At 71.5% G+C, this 19,238-nt stretch carries 16 protein-coding genes and 2 pseudogenes; 8 read left to right on the forward strand and 10 right to left on the reverse strand.

Annotation, left to right across the window (positions count from 1 at the left end; all coding sequences use genetic code 11):
* Window position 1 precedes the first annotated feature (1 nt).
* A complete protein-coding gene (locus AB0L75_RS10790; RefSeq protein WP_365178909.1) occupies window positions 2-757 on the reverse strand; it encodes a L,D-transpeptidase family protein in 756 nt (251 codons plus the stop codon).
* A 356-nt stretch (window positions 758-1,113) separates the two neighbouring features.
* Here AB0L75_RS10790 and AB0L75_RS10795 point away from each other — a divergent pair, with 356 nt between their 5' ends.
* From AB0L75_RS10795 to AB0L75_RS10810, 4 genes and pseudogenes are all read left to right on the forward strand, one after another.
* A complete protein-coding gene (locus AB0L75_RS10795) occupies window positions 1,114-2,919 on the forward strand; it encodes an ABC transporter ATP-binding protein (protein WP_365178415.1) in 1,806 nt (601 codons plus the stop codon).
* A complete protein-coding gene (locus AB0L75_RS10800; protein WP_365178418.1) occupies window positions 2,916-4,697 on the forward strand; it encodes an ABC transporter ATP-binding protein in 1,782 nt (593 codons plus the stop codon). Before AB0L75_RS10795 ends, AB0L75_RS10800 begins: the two co-directional genes overlap by 4 nt.
* Window positions 4,698-5,255: 558 nt before the next feature.
* Complete coding sequence (locus tag AB0L75_RS10805; protein WP_365178421.1) at window positions 5,256-5,726, forward strand: DUF5709 domain-containing protein; 471 nt, start codon at window positions 5,256-5,258, stop codon at window positions 5,724-5,726.
* A gap of 12 nt (window positions 5,727-5,738) precedes the next feature.
* Window positions 5,739-5,867 (forward strand): annotated as a pseudogene (locus AB0L75_RS10810) (50S ribosomal protein L31); the annotation flags it as partial.
* A 38-nt stretch (window positions 5,868-5,905) separates the two neighbouring features.
* Here the strand turns inward: AB0L75_RS10810 and AB0L75_RS10815 are convergent.
* On the reverse strand, window positions 5,906-6,700 hold the full coding sequence (locus AB0L75_RS10815; RefSeq protein ID WP_365178424.1) for a metal-dependent hydrolase: 795 nt from the start codon (window positions 6,698-6,700) through the stop codon (window positions 5,906-5,908).
* A gap of 145 nt (window positions 6,701-6,845) precedes the next feature.
* Between AB0L75_RS10815 and AB0L75_RS10820 the strand changes: the two genes are divergently transcribed.
* Window positions 6,846-9,359: a DUF3516 domain-containing protein gene (locus AB0L75_RS10820; protein WP_365178427.1), complete on the forward strand. Its 2,514-nt coding sequence runs from the start codon at window positions 6,846-6,848 to the stop codon at window positions 9,357-9,359.
* Window positions 9,360-9,399: 40 nt separating this feature from the next.
* On the forward strand, window positions 9,400-10,266 hold the full coding sequence (locus tag AB0L75_RS10825; RefSeq protein WP_365178430.1) for an acyl-CoA thioesterase II: 867 nt from the start codon (window positions 9,400-9,402) through the stop codon (window positions 10,264-10,266).
* A 447-nt stretch (window positions 10,267-10,713) separates the two neighbouring features.
* On the opposite strand, the pseudogene AB0L75_RS10830 reads toward AB0L75_RS10825, so the two are convergent.
* A pseudogene (locus tag AB0L75_RS10830) lies at window positions 10,714-11,499 on the reverse strand (DUF6397 family protein); the annotation flags it as partial.
* Between the two features lie 126 nt (window positions 11,500-11,625).
* Entirely contained in the window at window positions 11,626-12,039 is a 414-nt protein-coding gene (locus AB0L75_RS10835; RefSeq protein WP_365178433.1) for a roadblock/LC7 domain-containing protein, read from the reverse strand.
* An 89-nt stretch (window positions 12,040-12,128) separates the two neighbouring features.
* Here AB0L75_RS10835 and AB0L75_RS10840 point away from each other — a divergent pair, with 89 nt between their 5' ends.
* Entirely contained in the window at window positions 12,129-12,557 is a 429-nt protein-coding gene (locus AB0L75_RS10840; RefSeq protein ID WP_365178435.1) for a PPOX class F420-dependent oxidoreductase, read from the forward strand.
* A gap of 9 nt (window positions 12,558-12,566) precedes the next feature.
* Here AB0L75_RS10840 and AB0L75_RS10845 read toward each other — a convergent pair whose 3' ends face one another.
* The 5 genes from AB0L75_RS10845 to AB0L75_RS10865 form a co-directional block, all read right to left on the reverse strand.
* Complete coding sequence (locus tag AB0L75_RS10845; RefSeq protein ID WP_365178438.1) at window positions 12,567-13,169, reverse strand: ATP/GTP-binding protein; 603 nt, start codon at window positions 13,167-13,169, stop codon at window positions 12,567-12,569.
* Window positions 13,170-13,408: 239 nt separating this feature from the next.
* Entirely contained in the window at window positions 13,409-13,822 is a 414-nt protein-coding gene (locus AB0L75_RS10850; RefSeq protein WP_365178441.1) for a DUF742 domain-containing protein, read from the reverse strand.
* Window positions 13,823-13,841: 19 nt separating this feature from the next.
* The gene (locus tag AB0L75_RS10855; protein ID WP_365178444.1) at window positions 13,842-14,279 is read right to left on the reverse strand and encodes a roadblock/LC7 domain-containing protein; all 438 of its coding nucleotides are present in this window, start codon (window positions 14,277-14,279) and stop codon (window positions 13,842-13,844) included.
* Window positions 14,276-16,807, reverse strand: coding sequence for a nitrate- and nitrite sensing domain-containing protein (locus AB0L75_RS10860; RefSeq protein WP_365178447.1), 2,532 nt, complete (start codon window positions 16,805-16,807; stop codon window positions 14,276-14,278). Before AB0L75_RS10860 ends, AB0L75_RS10855 begins: the two co-directional genes overlap by 4 nt.
* 48 nt (window positions 16,808-16,855) lie before the next feature.
* On the reverse strand, window positions 16,856-17,629 hold the full coding sequence (locus AB0L75_RS10865) for an MHYT domain-containing protein (RefSeq protein ID WP_365178449.1): 774 nt from the start codon (window positions 17,627-17,629) through the stop codon (window positions 16,856-16,858).
* A 151-nt stretch (window positions 17,630-17,780) separates the two neighbouring features.
* Here AB0L75_RS10865 and AB0L75_RS10870 point away from each other — a divergent pair, with 151 nt between their 5' ends.
* Window positions 17,781-18,380, forward strand: a complete 600-nt coding sequence (locus AB0L75_RS10870) for a methyltransferase domain-containing protein (protein ID WP_365178452.1) — start codon at window positions 17,781-17,783, stop codon at window positions 18,378-18,380.
* Between the two features lie 28 nt (window positions 18,381-18,408).
* Here the strand turns inward: AB0L75_RS10870 and AB0L75_RS10875 are convergent, their stop codons facing one another.
* Window positions 18,409-19,164, reverse strand: a complete 756-nt coding sequence (locus AB0L75_RS10875) for an alpha/beta hydrolase (RefSeq protein ID WP_365178455.1) — start codon at window positions 19,162-19,164, stop codon at window positions 18,409-18,411.
* Window positions 19,165-19,238: the final 74 nt, after the last annotated feature.

Consider the following 19,238-nt stretch of genomic DNA (forward strand, 5'->3'; position numbering starts at 1 on the left):
GTCAGGCGCGCAGTTGTCCTCTGTCGCCCATCACCATCACCGGATGCCGGGCCGGATCGAGGGTGCGCAGCAGGAACTCCATGGCGTCCTTGGGCACGCTGACGCACGCGGATGTGCCATCGCCGTGGTCGAGGTGCAGCCAGATGCCGCCACCCCTGTCGTTGCCCTCGGGGCGTGCGCCGTCGTCCGGTGGTTTGCCCGGGAGGCGGTTGTAGTCGATGGCGATGACGTAGTCGAAGTCGTGCTGATGCGCCTCGTCCCAGTCGTTCGGCGGCGCGAAGGCATTTGCGTCCTGGTCGTACGGCAGCCGGGTGCCGGGATCGTCGAGCACGCCACCGGCGTCGGAGAGGCCGAACACGCCGACGGGACTGCGCTCGTCACCCTCATGGTGGTCCGCCGTCCAGCCGTTCCGGCCATTGTGCGCCGGCCAACGGGCCACCGGCCGCCACTCCGGGCCCTCCCGCATGAACAGCACGGCTGTCGAGTCGGGCGAGTTCTCGCCCTCGCCGTACACCGCAAGGACCTGGCCGGAGCCCCGGGCGATCTGCCGGTACAGCCGGTCGCCGACGCCCGGGATACGGGTCGGGTCGGTCGCGGGGGCGGTCGGGACCGTCGGGCTCCGTGCGACCTGGCCGCGGGGCGCCTCCGCCCCGCCGGCGCGCGCCGGGCGGGATGCGCCGGCGCCGCACCCCGACAGGGTCGCCAGGAGCGTTCCAAAAGCCGTCACCGCGACCGTCATTCGCCGCACGCTGTCCATCTGCACACGACCATGGTGGCATCACAAACCGGGTGATTGTGCGATCTTCAGGACATTCGGGTGACGGCCTCAAGCGCGCTCTCGACGGGCTGTCCGCCCGGTCGACGAGAGCCACCTCGGACTCCCCCGGCGACGCTGCGCCACGTGGCCCGGGGCCTCTCCCCGGGTGGCCGGAAGCCGGTGGATTTCACCGCTCCGTCAGGAAAACCGTTTGAAATTCACCACTCGGCGACGCGAACCTTTCACGGCCCGTCACCGCTCTTCGCCGCCTCCCCTCCCCCACCCCTGCCCTGCTTCCCCCACCCCTTCCCTTTCCTTTCCTTTCCTTTCCTCCTGACACGAGCCACTGGGACGTCATGCAGATTCAAGACCTTCCGTACTCCGATCCGGGCGTCCCGGACGCGCGTTCGGGCCCCCGATTCCTGTGGTGGCTCTGGCGGAACCAGCTGGGCGGACAGCTGAAGTCGCTCGCCTGGGGCCTGCTGCACTTCGTCGCCGTCTCGGCCCTGCCTTTCTGTGTCGGCCTCGCCGTCCAGGCGGTCGTCGACCGCTCCGGCACCCGGCTAGCCCTGACGGGTGGTCTGATGCTGCTGTGCGGCACGGGCATCGCCGTCGGCGACACCTTCCTTCACCGGACCGCCGTCACCAACTGGATCACCGCCGCGGCCCGCGTCCAGCAACTGCTGGCACGCAAGGCCGCCCAGCTGGGTTCCGGCCTGACCCGGCGGGTCGCCGCCGGCGAGGTGGTGGCGGTCTCCACCGGCGACGTGGAGAAGATCGGCTGGTTCGTCGAGGCGGTCTCCCGGTTCACCGCGGCCGCGCTGACGGTCGTGGTGGTCTGTGTCGGCCTCGTCGTCTACCAGCCCGCCCTGGGCGTGGACGTCGCCGTCGGACTGCCGGTGGTGGCCCTCGCGGTGCTGCCGCTGCTGCCCCGCGCGACGCGCCGCGCCGACGTGCAGCGCGAGAAGGCGGGCCGGGCCACCGAGCTGGCCTCGGACACGGTCGCCGGGCTGCGCGTGCTGCGCGGCATCGGCGGCGAGCAGCTGTTCCTCGACCGCTACCGCCGCGCGTCGCAGGAGGTACGGCACGCCGCGGTGCGCAGCGCCCGCATGTGGTCGCTGATCTCGGCCCTCCAGGTGCTGCTGCCCGGACTGCTGCTCATCGCCGTCGTCTGGCACGGCATCCACCTCGCCCGCCAGGGCCGGATCACCGTCGGCGAACTCGTCACCGTGTACAGCGCGATCATGGTCCTCAACTACCCTCTGCGGCACTTCGAGGAGATCGCCATGGCGTACTCCTTCTCGCGCCCGTCGGCCAAACGGGCGGCCCGTGTGCTTTCACTGGAGCGGTCCAATGCCACCGAGGGCACCCGCGAGGCGGAGGTGCCAGGCGGTGATCTGTACGACCCCGGCACCGGTCTGCTGGTTCCCGCCGGCCGTCTCACCGCCGTGGTCTGCGGCGATCCGGACGCGGCGGGCAGGCTCGCGGAGCGGCTGGGCGGCCATTCGACCGAGCCGGGCCGCTCGGCGCTGCTCGGCGGCGTCGCCCTGGACGAACTCCCCCTGGACAGCGCCCGTACCGCCGTCCTCGTCCAGGACAAGGACCCGGTGCTGTTGTCCGGCACGCTGCGCGAGCTGCTGGACGTGCCCGCGTCCGGGGTCGTGCGGGCCGCGGACGCTCTGGCCGCGGCGCAGTGCGACGACGTCCTGGACGCCCTCGTCCAGGGATCGCTGGACGCCACGGACCCGATGGACGCCCGCATCACCGAGCGCGGCCGGTCCCTGTCCGGCGGCCAGCGCCAGCGGCTGGCGCTGGCCCGTTCGCTGATCACCGATCCCGAGGTGCTGGTGCTGGACGAGCCGACCTCCGCCGTCGACTCGCACACCGAGGCACGGATCGCGGACGGACTGCACCGACTGCGCTCCGGACGCACGACGGTCGTGTTCACCTCCTCACCGCTGCTGCTCGACCGTGCGGACCGGGTCGCTCTGGTCCACGAGGGTGAGGTCGTCGCGGTCGGTGTGCACCGCGAACTGATCGACAGCGAGCCGCGATACCGGGCCGTGGTCACGCGGGAGACGGACGACGAACTGGCCACGGCCGACGAGGGCGCCCTGGTGGGCGCGCCCCAGGAACGCAAAGAGATCGAGGAGAGCGCATGATCGGCGTTGCGCCACCGGCGTACGACCCGGCGGCCCCGACGACCGCCACCACCCTGCCCGTCGGCGCGGCGGCGACCGTGCGTGCCTACGTCACCGAGCTGTTCCGCCGGCATCGCAGGGCGTTCCTGCTGCTCATCGGCGTGAACACGGTGGCCGTGATCGCCTCCATGGTGGGCCCGTACCTGCTCGGCGGCCTGGTCGAGCGGGTGTCGGACAGGTCGCGGGAACTTCATATGGGCCCGATCGCAGCGGTGTTCGTGCTCGCGCTGGCCGTGCAGGCCGTGTTCGTGCGGCAGGTGCGGCTGCGCGGTGCGATGCTCGGCGAGCAGATGCTGGCCGACCTGCGCGAGGACTTCCTCATCCGGTCGGTCGGGCTGCCGCCGGGCGTGCTGGAGCGGGCGGGCACCGGCGACCTGCTCTCCCGCATCACCACCGACATCGACCGCCTGGCCAACGCGATGCGCGAGGCCGTGCCGCAGCTGGCGATCGGTGTCGTGTGGGCCCTGCTGCTGCTCGGCGGGCTCGTCGTGACGGCTCCGCCGCTGGCGGCCGCCGTGCTCCTCGCCGTGCCGGTGCTCGTGATCGGCTGCCGCTGGTACTTCAAGCGGGCGCCCTCCGGCTACCGCTCCGAGGCCGCCGGTTACGCAGCCGTCGCCGCCGCGCTCGCCGAGACGGTGGACGCGGGCCACACCATCGAGGCGCACCGCCTGGGCGCCCGCCGCATCGCCCTGTCGGAACGGCGGATCAAGGAGTGGACGGCGTGGGAGCGGTACACGCTCTGGCTGCGGTCCGTGCTCTTCCCGGTCATCAACGCCGTCCACATCATCGTCCTCGGCTCGGTCCTCATGGTCGGCGGGATGTTCGTCCTGAACGGCTGGATCGGGGTGGGACAGCTGACCACGGGTGCCCTCCTCGCCCAGATGCTCGTCGACCCGGTGAACCTGATCCTGCGCTGGTACGACGAGGTGCAGGTCGCCCAAGTGTCGCTGGCCAGGCTGGTCGGTGTGCGGGACATCGAGCCGGACGCCGGGGACACCTCGCTGGCGCCGGACGGGCGGGACGTGCACGCCGACCGGGTGCGCTTCGGTTACCGCGAGGGCGTCGACGTGCTGCGCAAGGTGTCCCTGGAGGTCGCCCCGGGCACCCGGCTGGCCCTGGTCGGACCCTCCGGCGCGGGCAAGTCCACCCTGGGCAGGCTGCTCGCCGGGATCTACGCGCCCCGCGACGGCCGGATCACCCTGGGCGGCGCGGAGCTGTCCCGGATGCCCGCCGAACGCGTCCGCTCCCACGTCGCCCTCGTCAACCAGGAACACCACGTCTTCGTCGGCTCCCTGCGGGACAACCTCCGGCTGGCCCGCGCCGGTGCCACGGACGCCGAGCTGTGGGCGGCACTGGGCGCGGTCGACGCGGACGACTGGGCGCGGGCCCTGGACGACGGCCTGGACACCGAGGTCGGTTCCGGCGGTCTGGCGCTGACCCCGGCGCAGGCCCAGCAGATCGCGCTGGCCCGGCTGGTGCTGGCCGATCCGCACACGCTGGTCCTGGACGAGGCAACCTCGCTGCTCGACCCGCGAGCGGCCCGGCATCTGGAACGCTCCCTGGCCCGGGTCCTGGACGGCCGCACCGTGGTCGCCATCGCCCACCGTCTGCACACCGCCCATGACGCCGACGTGATCGCCGTCGTGGAGAACGGCCGCATCAGCGAGCTGGGCAGCCATGACGATCTCGTCGCGGCGGACGGCCCGTACGCGGCGCTGTGGCGCTCCTGGCACGGGTGAGGATCCGGCCCGGCCACGGGTGACCGGTGCCGCGGCGCAGCGCGCGCCGACGGTGCCGGTCTCCGCGATGACCGTTGCGGTGCCGCAGCCGGTGCCGGGGACCGGAGCGCGGGATGCCGTGCCCCTGGCGGCCAGGACCTCAGCCACCCGGACCGAGGCGGGCCTGCGCACAGTGGAGTCCTCTACGGCGGAGCCTTCCGTCGCTCGGGGCCGCCAGACGGCGACGAACCCCCGCGCGGCGGGTCCCGTCGACGCTTGGGACCGCCCGGCCACGACGGGGCGGCGCGCGGTGGCGTCCGTCGGCTCCTGGGGCTTGCGAACCGCCGCGAGCGGGTGCGTCGTGAGGGCCGCCGGATGCCAGTGCACGAATACGGGCCCTGAGCGGCGTCCGTGCCGTTGCGCGGTCCCGAGCAGGGGTGGAAGGCTGGAGAACGGCACCGGTACGGGGAACGCGTCGGAACCACCTGGTTCACGGCGTGTGACACCCGTGCCGCACGTGCCGGCGGCCCGCCACCCGCTGCGGTGGCACATGGCCGTCCTCACCACCTGGAGGTACTCGTGGACAGCGCCGACGGCTGGGGGGACGACGTCTACCAGCCCGATTCCTCGGAGATCCGGGAGGATTCGGGGGTGCTCGACGTCGAGGACACACTGGACTTCGACGGCGTCGAGGACCCGCTCGACCGCGGCTGGTCCCCTCCGGAGCGCCCCTGGGCGGTGGAGCACATCGGTGTGACGGCGGCCGAACGCCAGGCGGGCGAGACCCTCGACCAACGCCTCGCAGAGGAGCAGCCCGACCTGGCCGCGCCCGACAGCGACGGCCTCGGAGACTGCGCCGGAACCGACGGGGAACTGCTGGACAACGAGGTCGGCTACCTCCGCTCCGGCCGGCTGGTGGCCCCGGACGAGGGGGCGCACGAGGACGAAGAGGCCGCCCTCGTCGCCACCGACGTCGGTATCGACGGCGCCGCCGCCTCCGCCGAGGAGGCCGCGATGCACATCGTCGACGAGGATTCGCTGTCCGGCTGACCCGCACACCCCCTGCCCGACCGCGCCGCCGGCTACGCGTTCCTGACCCGCTCGACCGCACAGGGCGAGCAGACCATCGAGTGGGACGACGGCCAGAGGCACCTGGTGATCGATGTGGAGATCTCCGCGGAGAGCCACCCCTGATCCCGAGGGGCGCCCCGGGTCAGCTGACGGGCGCCTCAGATCACGTTGAGGGCCGCCGCACAGCCCACTCCGCCGAGCAGCATGAACGCCGGCATCAGCACCTTCAGCTCCACCCAGCTCCCGGCCCGGAACCGCATCGCCTTCGGCGGCCCCACGGGATACCAGCGCTTGCGGCCCACGGGGATCGGCCACAGGATCGGGCAGCCCGACACCGTCAGCGCGTCCCCGATGTCGTGCACCAGCGCGCCCAGCACGACCGGCAGCCCCAGCCACAGGTACTGCTGCCCCGGCGCGGTGAACAGCCAGTCGGAGCCGTTGCCGGGCTTGTCCAGGATCCCCGCGAGGATCCACGCGCTGGTCGCGGCCAGCAGCCAGACCAGGACATCGGCGCTGGACCCGCGAGTCGCCCGCCACAGCAGACCCTCGATCGCCAGCACCATGTGCACGAACAGGATCGCCAGCACCGCCCAGCGGCCCCCCGTGATCGCCGCCGCCGAGCAGCCGGCGCCGAGCAGGGCCGCCCACAGCCAGGTGTGCGTCAGCGTGCGGTGGCCGCCGTTGCGGCGCGGGTCGCCCTTCATCCGGGTCGCCTTGTAGACGGCGTGGGACAGCTTGTCCACGATCTCGCAGATCCCGTGGGAGATCGGCCCGAAGGAGCGCGAGATGGTCGCCGCCTTGTGGTCGAGGTCCGGGGCGAGCGCGGCACCGGCACAGATCAGAGCCCCGACGAGGAGCACCGGCCAGGGCATCGGGTGCCCCGCCGCCGCCGCGGCGGCTCCGACCCCGAGCCAGGCCGCGGCCCCCGACAGTGAGTGTGCTGGTCCCATCATGGCCGCTTCCCGCCCCATTCCTTGTGTGCCGCTGTCCAGTTGACCTGGTGCGCTGACGCTTCGTCGGCGACACAGCGTAGCGGCCGTGATCTTCGTGCCCGCAGTCGATTCCCCTCTTGGGGGCCGGGCCAGGCAAGATGGGTGCGTGACCCTCATCGATCAGCTGCCACCGACCGCCGACCCCGACGCCCTCTACGAAGCCTTCGAGTCGTGGGCGCAGGAGCGCGGTCTCACGCTCTACCCCCACCAGGAGGAGGCGCTGATCGAGGCGGTCTCCGGGGCGAACGTGATCGTGTCGACGCCCACCGGCTCCGGCAAGAGCATGATCGCCGCGGGCGCGCACTTCGCCGCCCTGGCCCGGGACGAGGTCACCTTCTACACGGCCCCGATCAAAGCGCTGGTGTCGGAGAAGTTCTTCGAGCTGTGCAAGCTGTTCGGCACCGAGAACGTCGGCATGCTCACCGGCGACGCGTCCGTGAACGCCGACGCCCCCGTGATCTGCTGCACCGCCGAGGTGCTGGCGTCGATCGCGCTGCGCGACGGCAAGAATGCGGACGTCGGCCAGGTCGTCATGGACGAGTTCCACTTCTACGCGGAGGGCGACCGCGGCTGGGCCTGGCAGATCCCGTTGCTGGAACTGCCCCAGGCGCAGTTCATCCTGATGTCTGCCACTTTGGGCGATGTGTCGTTCTTCGAGAAGGACCTCACCCGCCGTACCGGCCGGCCCACGTCGGTGGTCCGCTCGGCGACCCGCCCGGTGCCGCTCTCCTACGAGTACCAGCTCACCCCGCTCACCGAGACACTCACCGACCTGCTGGTGAGCAAGCAGGCGCCGGTGTACATCGTGCACTTCACGCAGGCGCAGGCCGTGGAGCGGGCGCAGGCGCTGATGAGCATCAACATGTGCTCGCGCGAGGAGAAGGACCAGATCGCCGAGCTGATCGGCAACTTCCGCTTCACCACCAAGTTCGGCCGCAACCTCTCCCGTTACGTCCGGCACGGCATCGGCGTCCACCACGCCGGCATGCTGCCCAAGTACCGGCGCCTGGTGGAGAAGCTCGCCCAGGCGGGTCTGCTGAAGGTCATCTGCGGCACGGACACCCTCGGCGTGGGCGTCAACGTGCCCATCCGCACCGTGCTGTTCACAGCCCTCACGAAGTACGACGGCAGCCGGGTGCGCACGCTGCGGGCCCGGGAGTTCCACCAGATCGCGGGCCGGGCCGGTCGGGCCGGCTTCGACACGGCGGGGCTGGTCGTGGCGCAGGCGCCGGAACACGTCATCGAGAACGAGAAGGCGCTGGCCAAGGCCGGCGACGACCCGAAGAAGCGGCGCAAGGTGGTGCGCAAGAAGGCGCCGGAGGGCTTTGTCGCCTGGACGGAGAACACCTTCCAGAAGCTGATCGAGTCGGAGCCGGAGCCGCTGTCCTCGCGCTTCCGGGTGACACACACGATGCTGCTGTCGGTGATCGCCCGCCCGGGCAACGCGTTCGAGGCGATGCGCCACCTCCTGGAGGACAACCACGAGCCGCGCAGGCAGCAGCTCAGGCACATCCGCCGGGCCATCGCGATCTACCGCTCGCTGCTCGACGGCGGGATCGTGGAGAAGCTCGACAAGCCCGACGCCGAGGGCCGTATCGTCCGGCTCACGGTCGACCTGCAGCAGGACTTCGCGCTCAACCAGCCGCTGTCCACGTTCGCGCTCGCCTCCTTCGAACTTCTCGACCCCGAGTCGCCGTCCTACGCCCTCGACATGGTGTCCGTGGTGGAATCCACCCTGGACGATCCGCGGCAGATCCTCGTCGCCCAGCAGAACAAGGCGCGCGGCGAGGCCGTGGCCGCGATGAAGGCCGACGGTGTCGAGTACGAGGAGCGCATGGAGCGCCTCCAGGACGTCACGTACCCGAAGCCGCTGGAAGAGCTGCTCTTCCATGCGTACAACACCTACCGCAAGAGCCACCCGTGGGTCGGCGACCATCCGCTGTCGCCGAAGTCCGTCATCCGGGACATGTACGAACGGGCGATGTCCTTCACCGAGTTGGTGTCCTTCTACGAGCTGGCCCGCACCGAGGGCATCGTCCTGCGCTACCTCGCCAGCGCCTACAAGACCCTCGACCACACCATCCCGGACGACCTGAAGTCCGAAGATCTGCAGGATCTGATCGAGTGGCTGGGCGAGATGGTGCGTCAGGTGGACTCCAGCCTGCTGGACGAGTGGGAGCAACTCGCGAACCCTGAGGAGATGACCGCCGAGGAGGCCCAGGAGAAGGCCGACGAGGTCAAGCCGGTCACCACCAACGCCCGCGCCTTCCGGGTCCTGGTCCGCAACGCCATGTTCCGGCGCGTGGAGCTGGCCGCCCTCGACCAGGTCGAGGAACTCGGGGAGATGGACGGCGAGTCCGGCTGGGACGCCGACGCCTGGGGCGAGGCGATGGACAAGTACTGGGACGAGTACGAGGATCTCGGCACCGGTCCCGATGCCCGCGGCCCCAAGCTGCTGGTCATCAAGGAGGAGCCGGAGAACGGCCTGTGGCGTGTCCGCCAGATCTTCGACGACCCGAACGGCGACCACGACTGGGGCGTCAGCGCGGAGATCGACCTCGCGGCATCGGACGCCGAGGGCCGTGCGGTCGTCCGCGTCACCGATGTCGGCCAGTTGTGAGCCGTTAGCGGCCAGTTGTGAGCCAAGGAGAATGCCACCGATGACGAACCCGGCCGAGAGACTGGTCGACCTGCTCGACCTGGAGCAGATCGAGGTCAACATCTTCCGTGGCCGCAGCCCGCAGGAGTCCCTGCAGCGCGTCTTCGGCGGCCAGGTGGCGGGCCAGGCGCTGGTCGCCGCCGGCCGCACCACGGAAGGCGACCGCCCGGTGCACTCGCTGCACGCGTACTTCCTGCGTCCAGGCCGTCCCGGGGTACCGATCGTGTACCAGGTGGAGCGGGTGCGCGACGGCCGGTCGTTCACCACGCGCCGGGTCACGGCCGTACAGCAGGGCCGCACGATCTTCAATCTGACCGCCTCCTTTCACAAGCCTGAGGAAGGACCGTTCGAGCACCAGCTGCCGCCGGCCCGTGAGGTACCGCACCCGGAGTCGCTGCCGACGGTCACCGAGGAGATCCGCAAGCATCTGGGCGCCCTGCCGGAGCAGCTGGAGCGGATGGCGCGCCGCCAGCCCTTCGACATCCGCTACGTCGACCGGCTGCGCTGGAACGCCGAGGAGATCGTGGGTGCCGAGCCGCGCAGCGCCGTGTGGATGCGCGCGGTCGGACCGCTCGGTGACGACCCGCTCGTCCACACGTGCGCGCTGACCTACGCCAGCGACATGACCCTCCTGGACGCGGTCCGCATCCCGGTCGAACCCCTGTGGGGGCCGCGGAACTTCGACCTGGCCTCGCTGGACCACGCGATGTGGTTCCACCGGCCGTTCCGCGCCGACGAGTGGTTCCTGTACGACCAGGAGTCGCCGATCGCCACCGGCGGGCGCGGCCTGGCCCGCGGGCGCATCTACGACCTGCAGGGGCGTCTACTCGTCTCGGTCGTCCAGGAGGGCCTGTTCAGGTCCCTGTAGAGCCGACGGCCGGGGCCTCGGCCGGGTTGGTCACACCCGCGCGGGCCGAGGGTTTCTCAGCCGCAGCCAGGCACGCAGGCCGCGGCGGGGCTGAGGCGGGGCCGACGCGTCCCGTCGCCGCCCTCGGCGCACCGGGGGCGGCGCGGCCGACGGCATCACCGGCGGGCCATGCCACTCGAACGCCCGGGTCTTGGGCTCGTTCCTCGGCTCGGACGGCCCCGGCCGTGGCCCCCAGTCCGGGCCGGACACCTCCGGCACCGACCCCGTCTCCAGGTCCGTTTCCGGGTCCGGCCCTCCCGGCGGCGGCTCGGGCGCCCGCGCTCCGGGCGGCTCTTCGCCGGGCGCTGACCATGCCGGTGCCGTCGGCTCGGTGACTCGTGTGACCGTGCGGGCCATGGGCGGGATGGGCTGTGCGGCCGCTCGCGGGATCGGTGCGGCACGGCGGAAGGCCGGGCAAGGTGCCGGTGAGAAGGCGCGAGCCTCCTCGAGCAGATGGGCCAGCTCGCTGCGCAGCCACTCGATCTCGTCCGCGTCCTGCGCCGTCGTGGCCCGCTCGGCGAGGTGCGCGGCGGGCGATCCGGGAGCGCCCTGACCGGGTGGCGCGGGCCGGAACCGGTTCAGATAGGCGCGCTCGTACGGATCGTTGACGACATCGGCGATCTCGACGGGCGGGAGGAAGGCGGCCACGGCTCCGGCCCGGGCCCACGGCTCGTCGACCTGGCGCAGCAGAAACCCGAGGTGGCGTCCCCGCCAGTTGCGGGCGCGCAGGTCCACCCCGGCGTCCAGTTGGCCGCGCAGGCTGTCGGGTGTACGCCCCTTGAGCAGGCGGGTGTTCTTGGCATCCGAGGCGAAAGCACGCAGGTCTTCCGCCAGATAGAGCCAGACCATGGCCCTGTAGCGGTTCAGATACCACTTCACCGGCACGAGCAGGCCCAGTCGGGCGAGGCGGGTGAAGCGCCCGGCCGGGATCTCCATGAGCGCGGCGCCCTCCGTCGTACCCACCACCCGGACGCGATCGAGCAGGGTTTCCGGGTAGTCCTCCTGCGCGCGTAGGCGGTCGATCTCCGCGCGCTCCACCCTCCGGCCTCCTCCCCCTCCCTCGTCGGGCACGGTCCGGATGTGGCCGAGGTGCACGGCGAGGTCGAACTCGCCGCGTTTGAGCCCCAGTTCGCGAGCGGCATGGCTAGGAGTGCAGGTCGCGGGCCGGGGTGGGCTGGCGGTGCTTGCCGACATGGTCGTACTCCCCCGTGGAGTCCTTGGCTGACGCCCTGTGCGTTCGCCGTGCACACACCGTAGCCAATTCGGCGTTGGCCGCGGTGAGCCTGTGGATAACTCCACGGAGATCGGAAAACTCGCAGGTCAGGCTTCTGTGGTGGGGGTGCGCTCGGGCTGCCTCGGGTCCACGCCGAGGTGTTCGCCGACGCGATTGACGAGCAGGGTCATCTCGTAGGCGATCTGGCCGATGTCGGCCTCCGCTCCGCTGAGCACGCACAGGCAGCTGCCGGTGCCGGCCGCGGTCACGAACAGCACGGCGTCGTCGTACTCGATCATCGTCTGGCGTACTCTGCCCGCGCCGAAGTGGCGTCCCGACCCCTTGGCCAGGCTGTACAGCCCGGACGCCACGGCGGCCAGATGCTCGGCGTCCTCTCGGCGTAGGCCCGTACTCGCCCCCGTCACCAGTCCGTCGTTGGACAGGACCAGCGCATGCCGCACATGGTCCACACGCTCGGTCAGATCGTCCAGGAGCCAGCCGAGTCCCTGGTTCTGCCCCATCTCCATCTCCCCGTGTGATCTCCCCCTGGCTGGAGGAACCCTGCGCCAGCCTTCCCCACGACCGGCGTCCGGGCAAGCAAGATGGGCACATGGCACAGAAGATGACCGACGAGGAATGGCGGGCGTTCGTCTCGAACGGCACCCGGACCGGCAAACTGTCCACCGTTCGCGCCGATGGGAGCCCTCATGTGGCCCCGATCTGGTTTCTGCTGGACGGGGACGAACTGGTCTTCAATACCGGTAAGGACACCGTGAAAGGGCGCAATCTCGCCCGTGATGGACGGATCGCCCTGTGCGTGGACGACGATCGGCCGCCGTTCCACTTCGTGGTGCTGAACGGTCAGGCACGGCTGTCGGAGGATCTGGACCAGGTGCGTCACTGGGCCACCCGGATCGCCGCCCGGTACATGGGCGAGGACCTCGCCGATGAGTACGGCGCCCGCAATGGCGTTCCGGGTGAGCTGCTGGTCCGGGTCACGGTCGACCACGTGGTGGCCGTGAAGGATCTGGCGGCCTGAGTCTACGGCTCAGCCGACGGAGTCCAGGAGCCGGGCGGTGTGCATCCGCCCGGCGTACTCGACGAGCCGGATCAGCACTTCCTTGCCGGAGTCCCGGTCGCGCGCGTCGCACAGCACCACGGGTGTGCCACGGTCGAGGTCGAGCGCGCGGGAGACATCGTGGGCGCCGTGGGCGCGGGCGCCCGCGAAGCAGTTGACGGCCACCACGAACGGGATGCGGCGGTGCTCGAAGTAGTCGACCGCGGGGAAGCAGTCCTCCAGACGGCGGGTGTCCGCGAGGACGACGGCTCCGAGGGCACCCTGGGACAACTCGTCCCACAGGAACCAGAAGCGGTCCTGTCCCGGAGTACCGAAGAGGTACAGGGACAGGCCGGAGCGGATGGTGATGCGCCCGAAGTCCATGGCCACGGTGGTGGTGACCTTCTGGTCCACGCCGTCGGTGTCGTCCACCAGCTGTCCTGCCTCACTGAGGAGTTCCTCGGTGCGCAGCGGCCGGATCTCGCTGACGGCCCCGACCAGGGTCGTCTTGCCGACGCCGAACCCGCCGGCGACCAGTATCTTCAGTGCGAGGGCGGTGGTGTCGCCGACGGCGTCGGAGTGCTCGGTTCCCATGATCACTTCTCTCGGGAGGATCGGCTGCGGTCGGCGTCCGCCTGGCGCGGAGGTGAAGTCAGCATCATGACAACGAGGCCGCACCTTGGGGCAGTTGGACTGAAACGCACCTGATGTGACCGTCCTGCGCCCGGCCGGTGGCGCAACATGTGCGGATCGGGATGGAACGCGTACGGCTCGGGATGCGACGCGTACGACTCGGGATGCAGCGCGGTGCGCGCCGGGTTTGGAACGTTCATCTACAGCGCTCGCAATCCCGCGATGACCTCGCGCAGAATCCGTTCGTCGGGCAGGTGCGCCGGGGGCACGGGACGGCTGATGACCACACAGCCCAGTTCCAGGAGGTCGCCGAGCAGCACCCTGATCACGCCGACGGGGAGGTCCGCGTCCGCCGCGAGTTCCGCGACGGACTGGGTCTCCGTTCGGCACAGGTCGATCAGGGTCCGGTGTTCGGGGCCGAACGCGGTGTCGTCGTCGAGCGCCGGTGCCGCGGGGTCGAGGGTGACGAGGGCGATCAGATCGAAACGCACCCCGGTGGGCCCCGACTGAGTGCGCCCGCCCGTCATCGCGTAGGGGCGGACCAGTGGTCCGGCCTCGCCGTCGTACCACTGGCTGCCCGGATCCCCCGGGCCCCCGGTCCTGTTCTGGGTCATCGGTACCGCCTTTTCGGGGTCATCCGGCCACTGGTGGCTGAGCGGCGACACGCGGTGCGGCGTACAGGTGCTCACCGACCCGCTTGACCAGGCGCGCCATCTCGTAGGCGACCAGTCCGATGTCGGCGGTGACGGCGGTGAGCACGGCGAGACAGGAGCCGTCGCCGGCAGCGGCCACGAAAAGGAACGCGTCGTCCATCTCGACCATGGTCTGCCGCACGCCGCCCGCACCGAAGTGCCGTCCCGCGCCCTTGGCGAGGCTGTTGAAGCCGGAAGCGACGGCGGCGAGGTGTTCGGCGTCCTCCCGGGCGAGGCCGGAGGAGGCGCCGACGGCCAGTCCGTCGTTGGAGAGCACGACGGCGTGCCGCACTTCGCTCACGCGCATCACCAGGTCGTCGAGCAACCAGTCCAGTTCGCCGGAGCGCTGGCCGTCCCTCGGGTTCGGGTCCTGGATCATGCCGGGTCTCCTTCGATGCTGTCACTGCCCGTTTCGGGTTGCGGGGCGGCGCCGCGGCCGGGTTGTCTGCCGCCGCCGCGGGCCCAGCCGTCGCGGTAGGCCGCCATGCGGTCCCGTACCAGTTCGGGGGTGCGTCGTTCGTCGACGTGCCGTGCGGTCTCCGGTGCGGGCGTTTCGGGGCGCTGCTGCCGGAGCTGGGGAGCGAGGCTCGCCTGGCGCACCCGGCGTGGGAGGTCGTCCGAGGCCTCGGAGTCCTGGGGCGTTCGGTGCAGCCTCAAGGCCGTGACTCCGGGGGGCGGGGTTTCGTCGACGGTCGCGTGCCGGCCCGAGTCCTCGGCGGCACTGTGCGGGGCAGGAGCGGTGGCCGCGAGGGCGGGCCGGTCCGACCGGGCGGAGACGGCCTCCTGGCGCGCACTCGTGTCGGGCACGCGCGCGTACGCGCGTTGCTGCTCGTGGCGCGCCTGCTCGCCTTGGTGGGAGGTGCGCTCCGCCGCACCGCCGTGGAGCAGGGCGGTGGGCAGCAGGACGACGGCGGTGGTGCCTCCGTAGGGGGAGGTCCGCAGATGCACCTTGACGTCGTGCCGGGCGGCGAGCCGGCTGACCACGAAGAGTCCGAGCCGGTCGCTGTCGAACAGATCGAGGGCCTCGGACTGTTCGATGCGGCGATTGGCCTCCGCGAGGGTCTCGTCGCCCATGCCGAGTCCCCGGTCCTCGATCTCCAGGGCGTAGCCGTTGCCGACGGGTTCGCCGGTGACGCGCACGCGTGTGTGGGGCGGTGAGAACTGGGCGGCGTTCTCGACGAGTTCGGCGAGCAGATGGGTGAGGTCGGCGACGGCGGCGCCGATGACATGGGCCTCGGGAAGCTGGCGTACCTCCACGCGCGCGTAGTCCTCGACTTCGGATACAGCGGCCCGCACGACGTTCGTCAGGGACACCGGCACGCTCCAGGCCCGGCCGGGTGCGGCGCCGGAGAGGATGATCAGGCTCTCGGCGTGCCGCCGCATGCGCGTCGTGAGGTGGTCCAGGCGGAACAGGTCGCTCAGTTCATCGGGGTCGTCCGAGCGGCGTTCCATGCTGTCCAGCAGGCTGAGCTGACGGTGGACCAGTACCTGGCTGCGACGGGCCAGGTTGACGAAGACGCCGGAGATGCCGCTGGCGAGTTCGGCGCGTTCCACGGCGGCGTGCAGGGCGGCGCGGTGGACTGTGGCGAGGGCTTCCGAGACCTGACCGGTCTCGTCCTCGGCGGGTGGTCCGGCGGGCGCCTCCGCCTGGATGTCGATCTCCTCGCCCGCCCGCAGTCTGCGCATTGCTTCGGGGAGTTTGCGGCGCGCGATCTCCAAGGCGTCGTTGCGCAGGCTCACGAGCTCGACGACGAGAGCGCGTCCGATGCGCACGGAGATGACGAGCGAGGCGGCGACGGCGGCGAGGCCGAGGAGCACAGCGGCGCCCGCGGGGCTGAGCAGGCCGCGCGTGACCGGGTCGGCGCGGCCGGCGACGGCGCGGCCGGTGTCCGTCGCGATGTCCCGCATGCCGTCCTGCACGCGCGCGTGGGCGGTACTCCAAGCTGCCTGTGGTGCCGTGCCGGCCGGCCTGGCGCCCGGCCCGGCGGCGAGGATCTTGTCCTCGGAGGCGCCGAGGGCGGTGTAGGAGTCGCTGTCGGCCAGGTGCCGCCAGGCGGAGCGCTGGGCGTTGGGCAGATCGGCGACGGCAGCCTCGGTGAGGGTACGGCGGGCGGCGACGGCGGCGCCGAACAGCCGTAGCCGCTCGCCCTGCAGCTGCCCGGCGGTCGGCGCGCCGCCGAGGACGGTGTCCTCCTGGGCCAGTGCCTCGGCGGCCCGGCTGAATTCGAGCAGCACGCGCGCGTCGGAGCCGACGTCGGCCTGCTGGATGCCGGTGAGGGCGCCGTCCACGGCGAAGGCCGCGCCGATGGTCTTCGTGTACTGCGCGTACACCGTGTCCCAGCCGGCCTTGTGGTCGAGTACGGCCGTACGCAGCGCGCGCAGGTGCTCGGCGCCGGTGACGAAGGCGTCGAGGCGCCCGGAGACCCCGGCGGGGAGTTCCTCGGTGTCGGCGACGGTGTTGTCGCCGCCGAGCCGCAGCCTGGCCACGGCCCGGTCGGTGCGGGCGGCCAGGTCCTGGACGTCACTGCCGTCGCCCGCGCCCGGCGCGGTGGCGTAGCGCACGGCTGCGGTGCGCTCGTCCTGCAGGGCGGCGACGGCCGCGGCCACCGGGGAGCGCAGTTCGGCGTCGATCCGCTGGGACTGCCGCAGCCGCGCGACGTCCTGGGCGGTGGTGACGGTGGCGTACGCCCACAGGGCGAGCAGTGAGACGACCGGCACCATCAACAGGCTGACCACCTTGGCGCGTACGGTGCGAGGGCGCAGGGGCCTGCGTCTTCCACGCGCGCGTGGCGCGGCCGGTGGCATGCCGAGCGGGCGGTCGGTGCCCTCCTCGGCGGGCGGTCCGGCGTGGGCACGACGGCCGCGCGGCGGGGTGCCGGCTTTCGGGGTGGTACGGGGTGGGCGCATGGCCTCCTCGCTCGGGACGTGGGTCGGGGCACTCGGGCCGGGCTCCCGCTAGCGGGCGATGCTCTCGACGGGCCGCTGGGCGGAGGCGGAGGCCTCGCGCTCGTCGGCGGTGGGTGAGAGGGCGACGAAGGCCGAGGTGATGAACAGATAGGACCCGAGGCCGACGGCGAGGGGGAAGATGAACTGCATCGCCGTAGCCCCGGGCAGGGTGTCGCCAGAAGGGTCCACACGCACGCTCACCGCGAACATCCCGGTGTAGTGCATGCTGCTGACGGCCGCTCCCATGACGAGGGAGGCGACGGTGACCGCGCGGGGCGACTTGATGTTGAGGCCCGCCCAGAGGGCCGCGGTCGCCGCGACGACCGCGATCAGCACCGACACTCCGACGAGGACGGGGTCGTAGCTGATGTCGCCGTGCAGCCGGACCGCCGCCATGCCCAGGTAGTGCATGCTGGCGACGCCCAGTCCGGTGGTGAGGCCGCCGAGGAGGAGCGCACGGTTGCGGTCCCGGCTGTAGCCGACGACGAAGACACCGGCGCAGACGACGACCATGGCGACGAGAAGGCTGAGGATGGTCAGCGGCACGTCGTAGCGGATGTCGGTGCCGCTGACGCGGAAGCCGAGCATGGCCACGAAGTGCATGGTCCAGATGCCCGTCCCGATCGCGGAGGCCGCGGTGACGAGCCAGTTGCGGCGCGAGCGGCCCGTGGTGGCGAGCGCGCGGACGGTGCAGCGCAGTCCGAGCGCGGCGCCTATACAGGCCATCAGATACGACAGTACGGGGGTCAGCCAGCCGAAGGCGGCGTGGTCCAGGTGTCCCATGGCCAAGGGACGCTAGGGGGGTATGGGCGCACGGAGGGGGCCCATTTCGAAAGCTGTTGGAATATGACACACAGATGCGACGGAACGATCGGGTCCGGCTCGAACGTGTGCGCCTACGCATCCCCCGTGACGGTGAGGAATCATGCCGAGCATGAACGATGACCACACACATGTGCAGGATTTCTTCACCGCCCGTGCCGCTGACTGGGACAGCCGGTTCCCGGACGACGGTCCCTCCTACGCGGCAGCCGTCGCCGATCTCGAACTGCGGCCGGGCGACCGCGTCCTGGACGCGGGCTGCGGCACCGGGCGCGCCCTGCCGCCGCTGCGGGCCGCCGTGGGCCCGTCCGGGGTCGTGGTGGGCGCCGACCTGACCCCGGCGATGCTCGAGGCCGCCGCGCGGGCGGGCCGGGACCGGGACGGCCGGCTGCTGCTCGCGGACGTCGCCGCGCTGCCGCTCATGTCCGGGTCCCTGGACGCCGTGTTCGCGGCCGGCCTGATCGCCCATCTGCCGCATCCGGAGAAGAACTTGCGGGAGCTGGCCCGCGTGGTGCGCGTCGGCGGCACGCTCGCGCTGTTCCACCCCATCGGGCGCGCGGCCCTGGCGGCACGTCAGGGACGGCAGATCACACCCGGCGATCTGCGCGCCGAGGCCAATCTCGCTCCGTTGCTGGCGCGTTCGGGATGGAGCATGACGTCGTACGTCGACGAGGACAGCCGTTTTCTCACGCTTGCCGTGTGCGCGGACTGAGGCGTCGTGCGGCGTCGGGCCGGACGGGTCAGTCCGTTCCGGCCACGGCCGCCGCGAAGGCGTCGGGGTTGTCGAACATGACGTTGTGCCCGGCGCCGGGCACTGTCACCACGCGTACCCCGGCGGCTTCCAGGGCTTCCTGGCCCTTCAGCTCACCACTGAGTCGGCCCTGCAGATAGACCCGCTCGACGGGCAACTCTTCGAGGATCGTACGCATCACCGGATCCGAGCCCCGACGCAGCCCGACGGCGCTGCGGTGCAGGGCGCGGGGGTCGGCCAGGCGCATGGTGGCCGCCCAGAGCGGGCCGACGGCTTCCAGCACGCGCGCGTGCTGCTCGTCGACGAAATCGTCCTCTTCGTATGCGGCGATTCCGCTGCTGGCGGCCGTGAGCGGCGGGAAGGCATCGAGGTTGGCCTCCGTGAGGACCAGCCGGGAGGCGAGGTCGGGTCGCCGGTGGGCGAGCACGATGGCCACGGCGCCGCCCATGCTGTGCGCGATCAACTCGGCGCCGCGCACGCCGGATTCGTCCAGCGCGGCCGCCACCGCGTCGGCGTGCTCCTCCAGTGTGTATCCGAACGCGCCGGGCCGGTCGCTGATGCCGTGCCCCGGCAGGTCCACGAACAGGCTGCGCCAGCCCGCCAGTTCGGGCTGGGACGCGATGTGCGCGTGGTACACCGCGGACATCGAGCCGAGTCCGTGCAGATACACCCGCGCGGGCTCCGCCCCCGGCACCTCGGTCCAGCGGATCCGGCTTCCCTCGCTGTCGAACACGGCCTGCTTCACGGCTGCCCCTCCCTCGCGTCCTACGACGACTGCAGGACCATACATCGGTACCGATGTATGACGCGATGGATATA

The sequence above is a fragment of the Streptomyces sp. NPDC052101 genome, from assembly GCF_040680235.1.
In the GTDB taxonomy this organism is placed as follows: domain Bacteria; phylum Actinomycetota; class Actinomycetes; order Streptomycetales; family Streptomycetaceae; genus Streptomyces.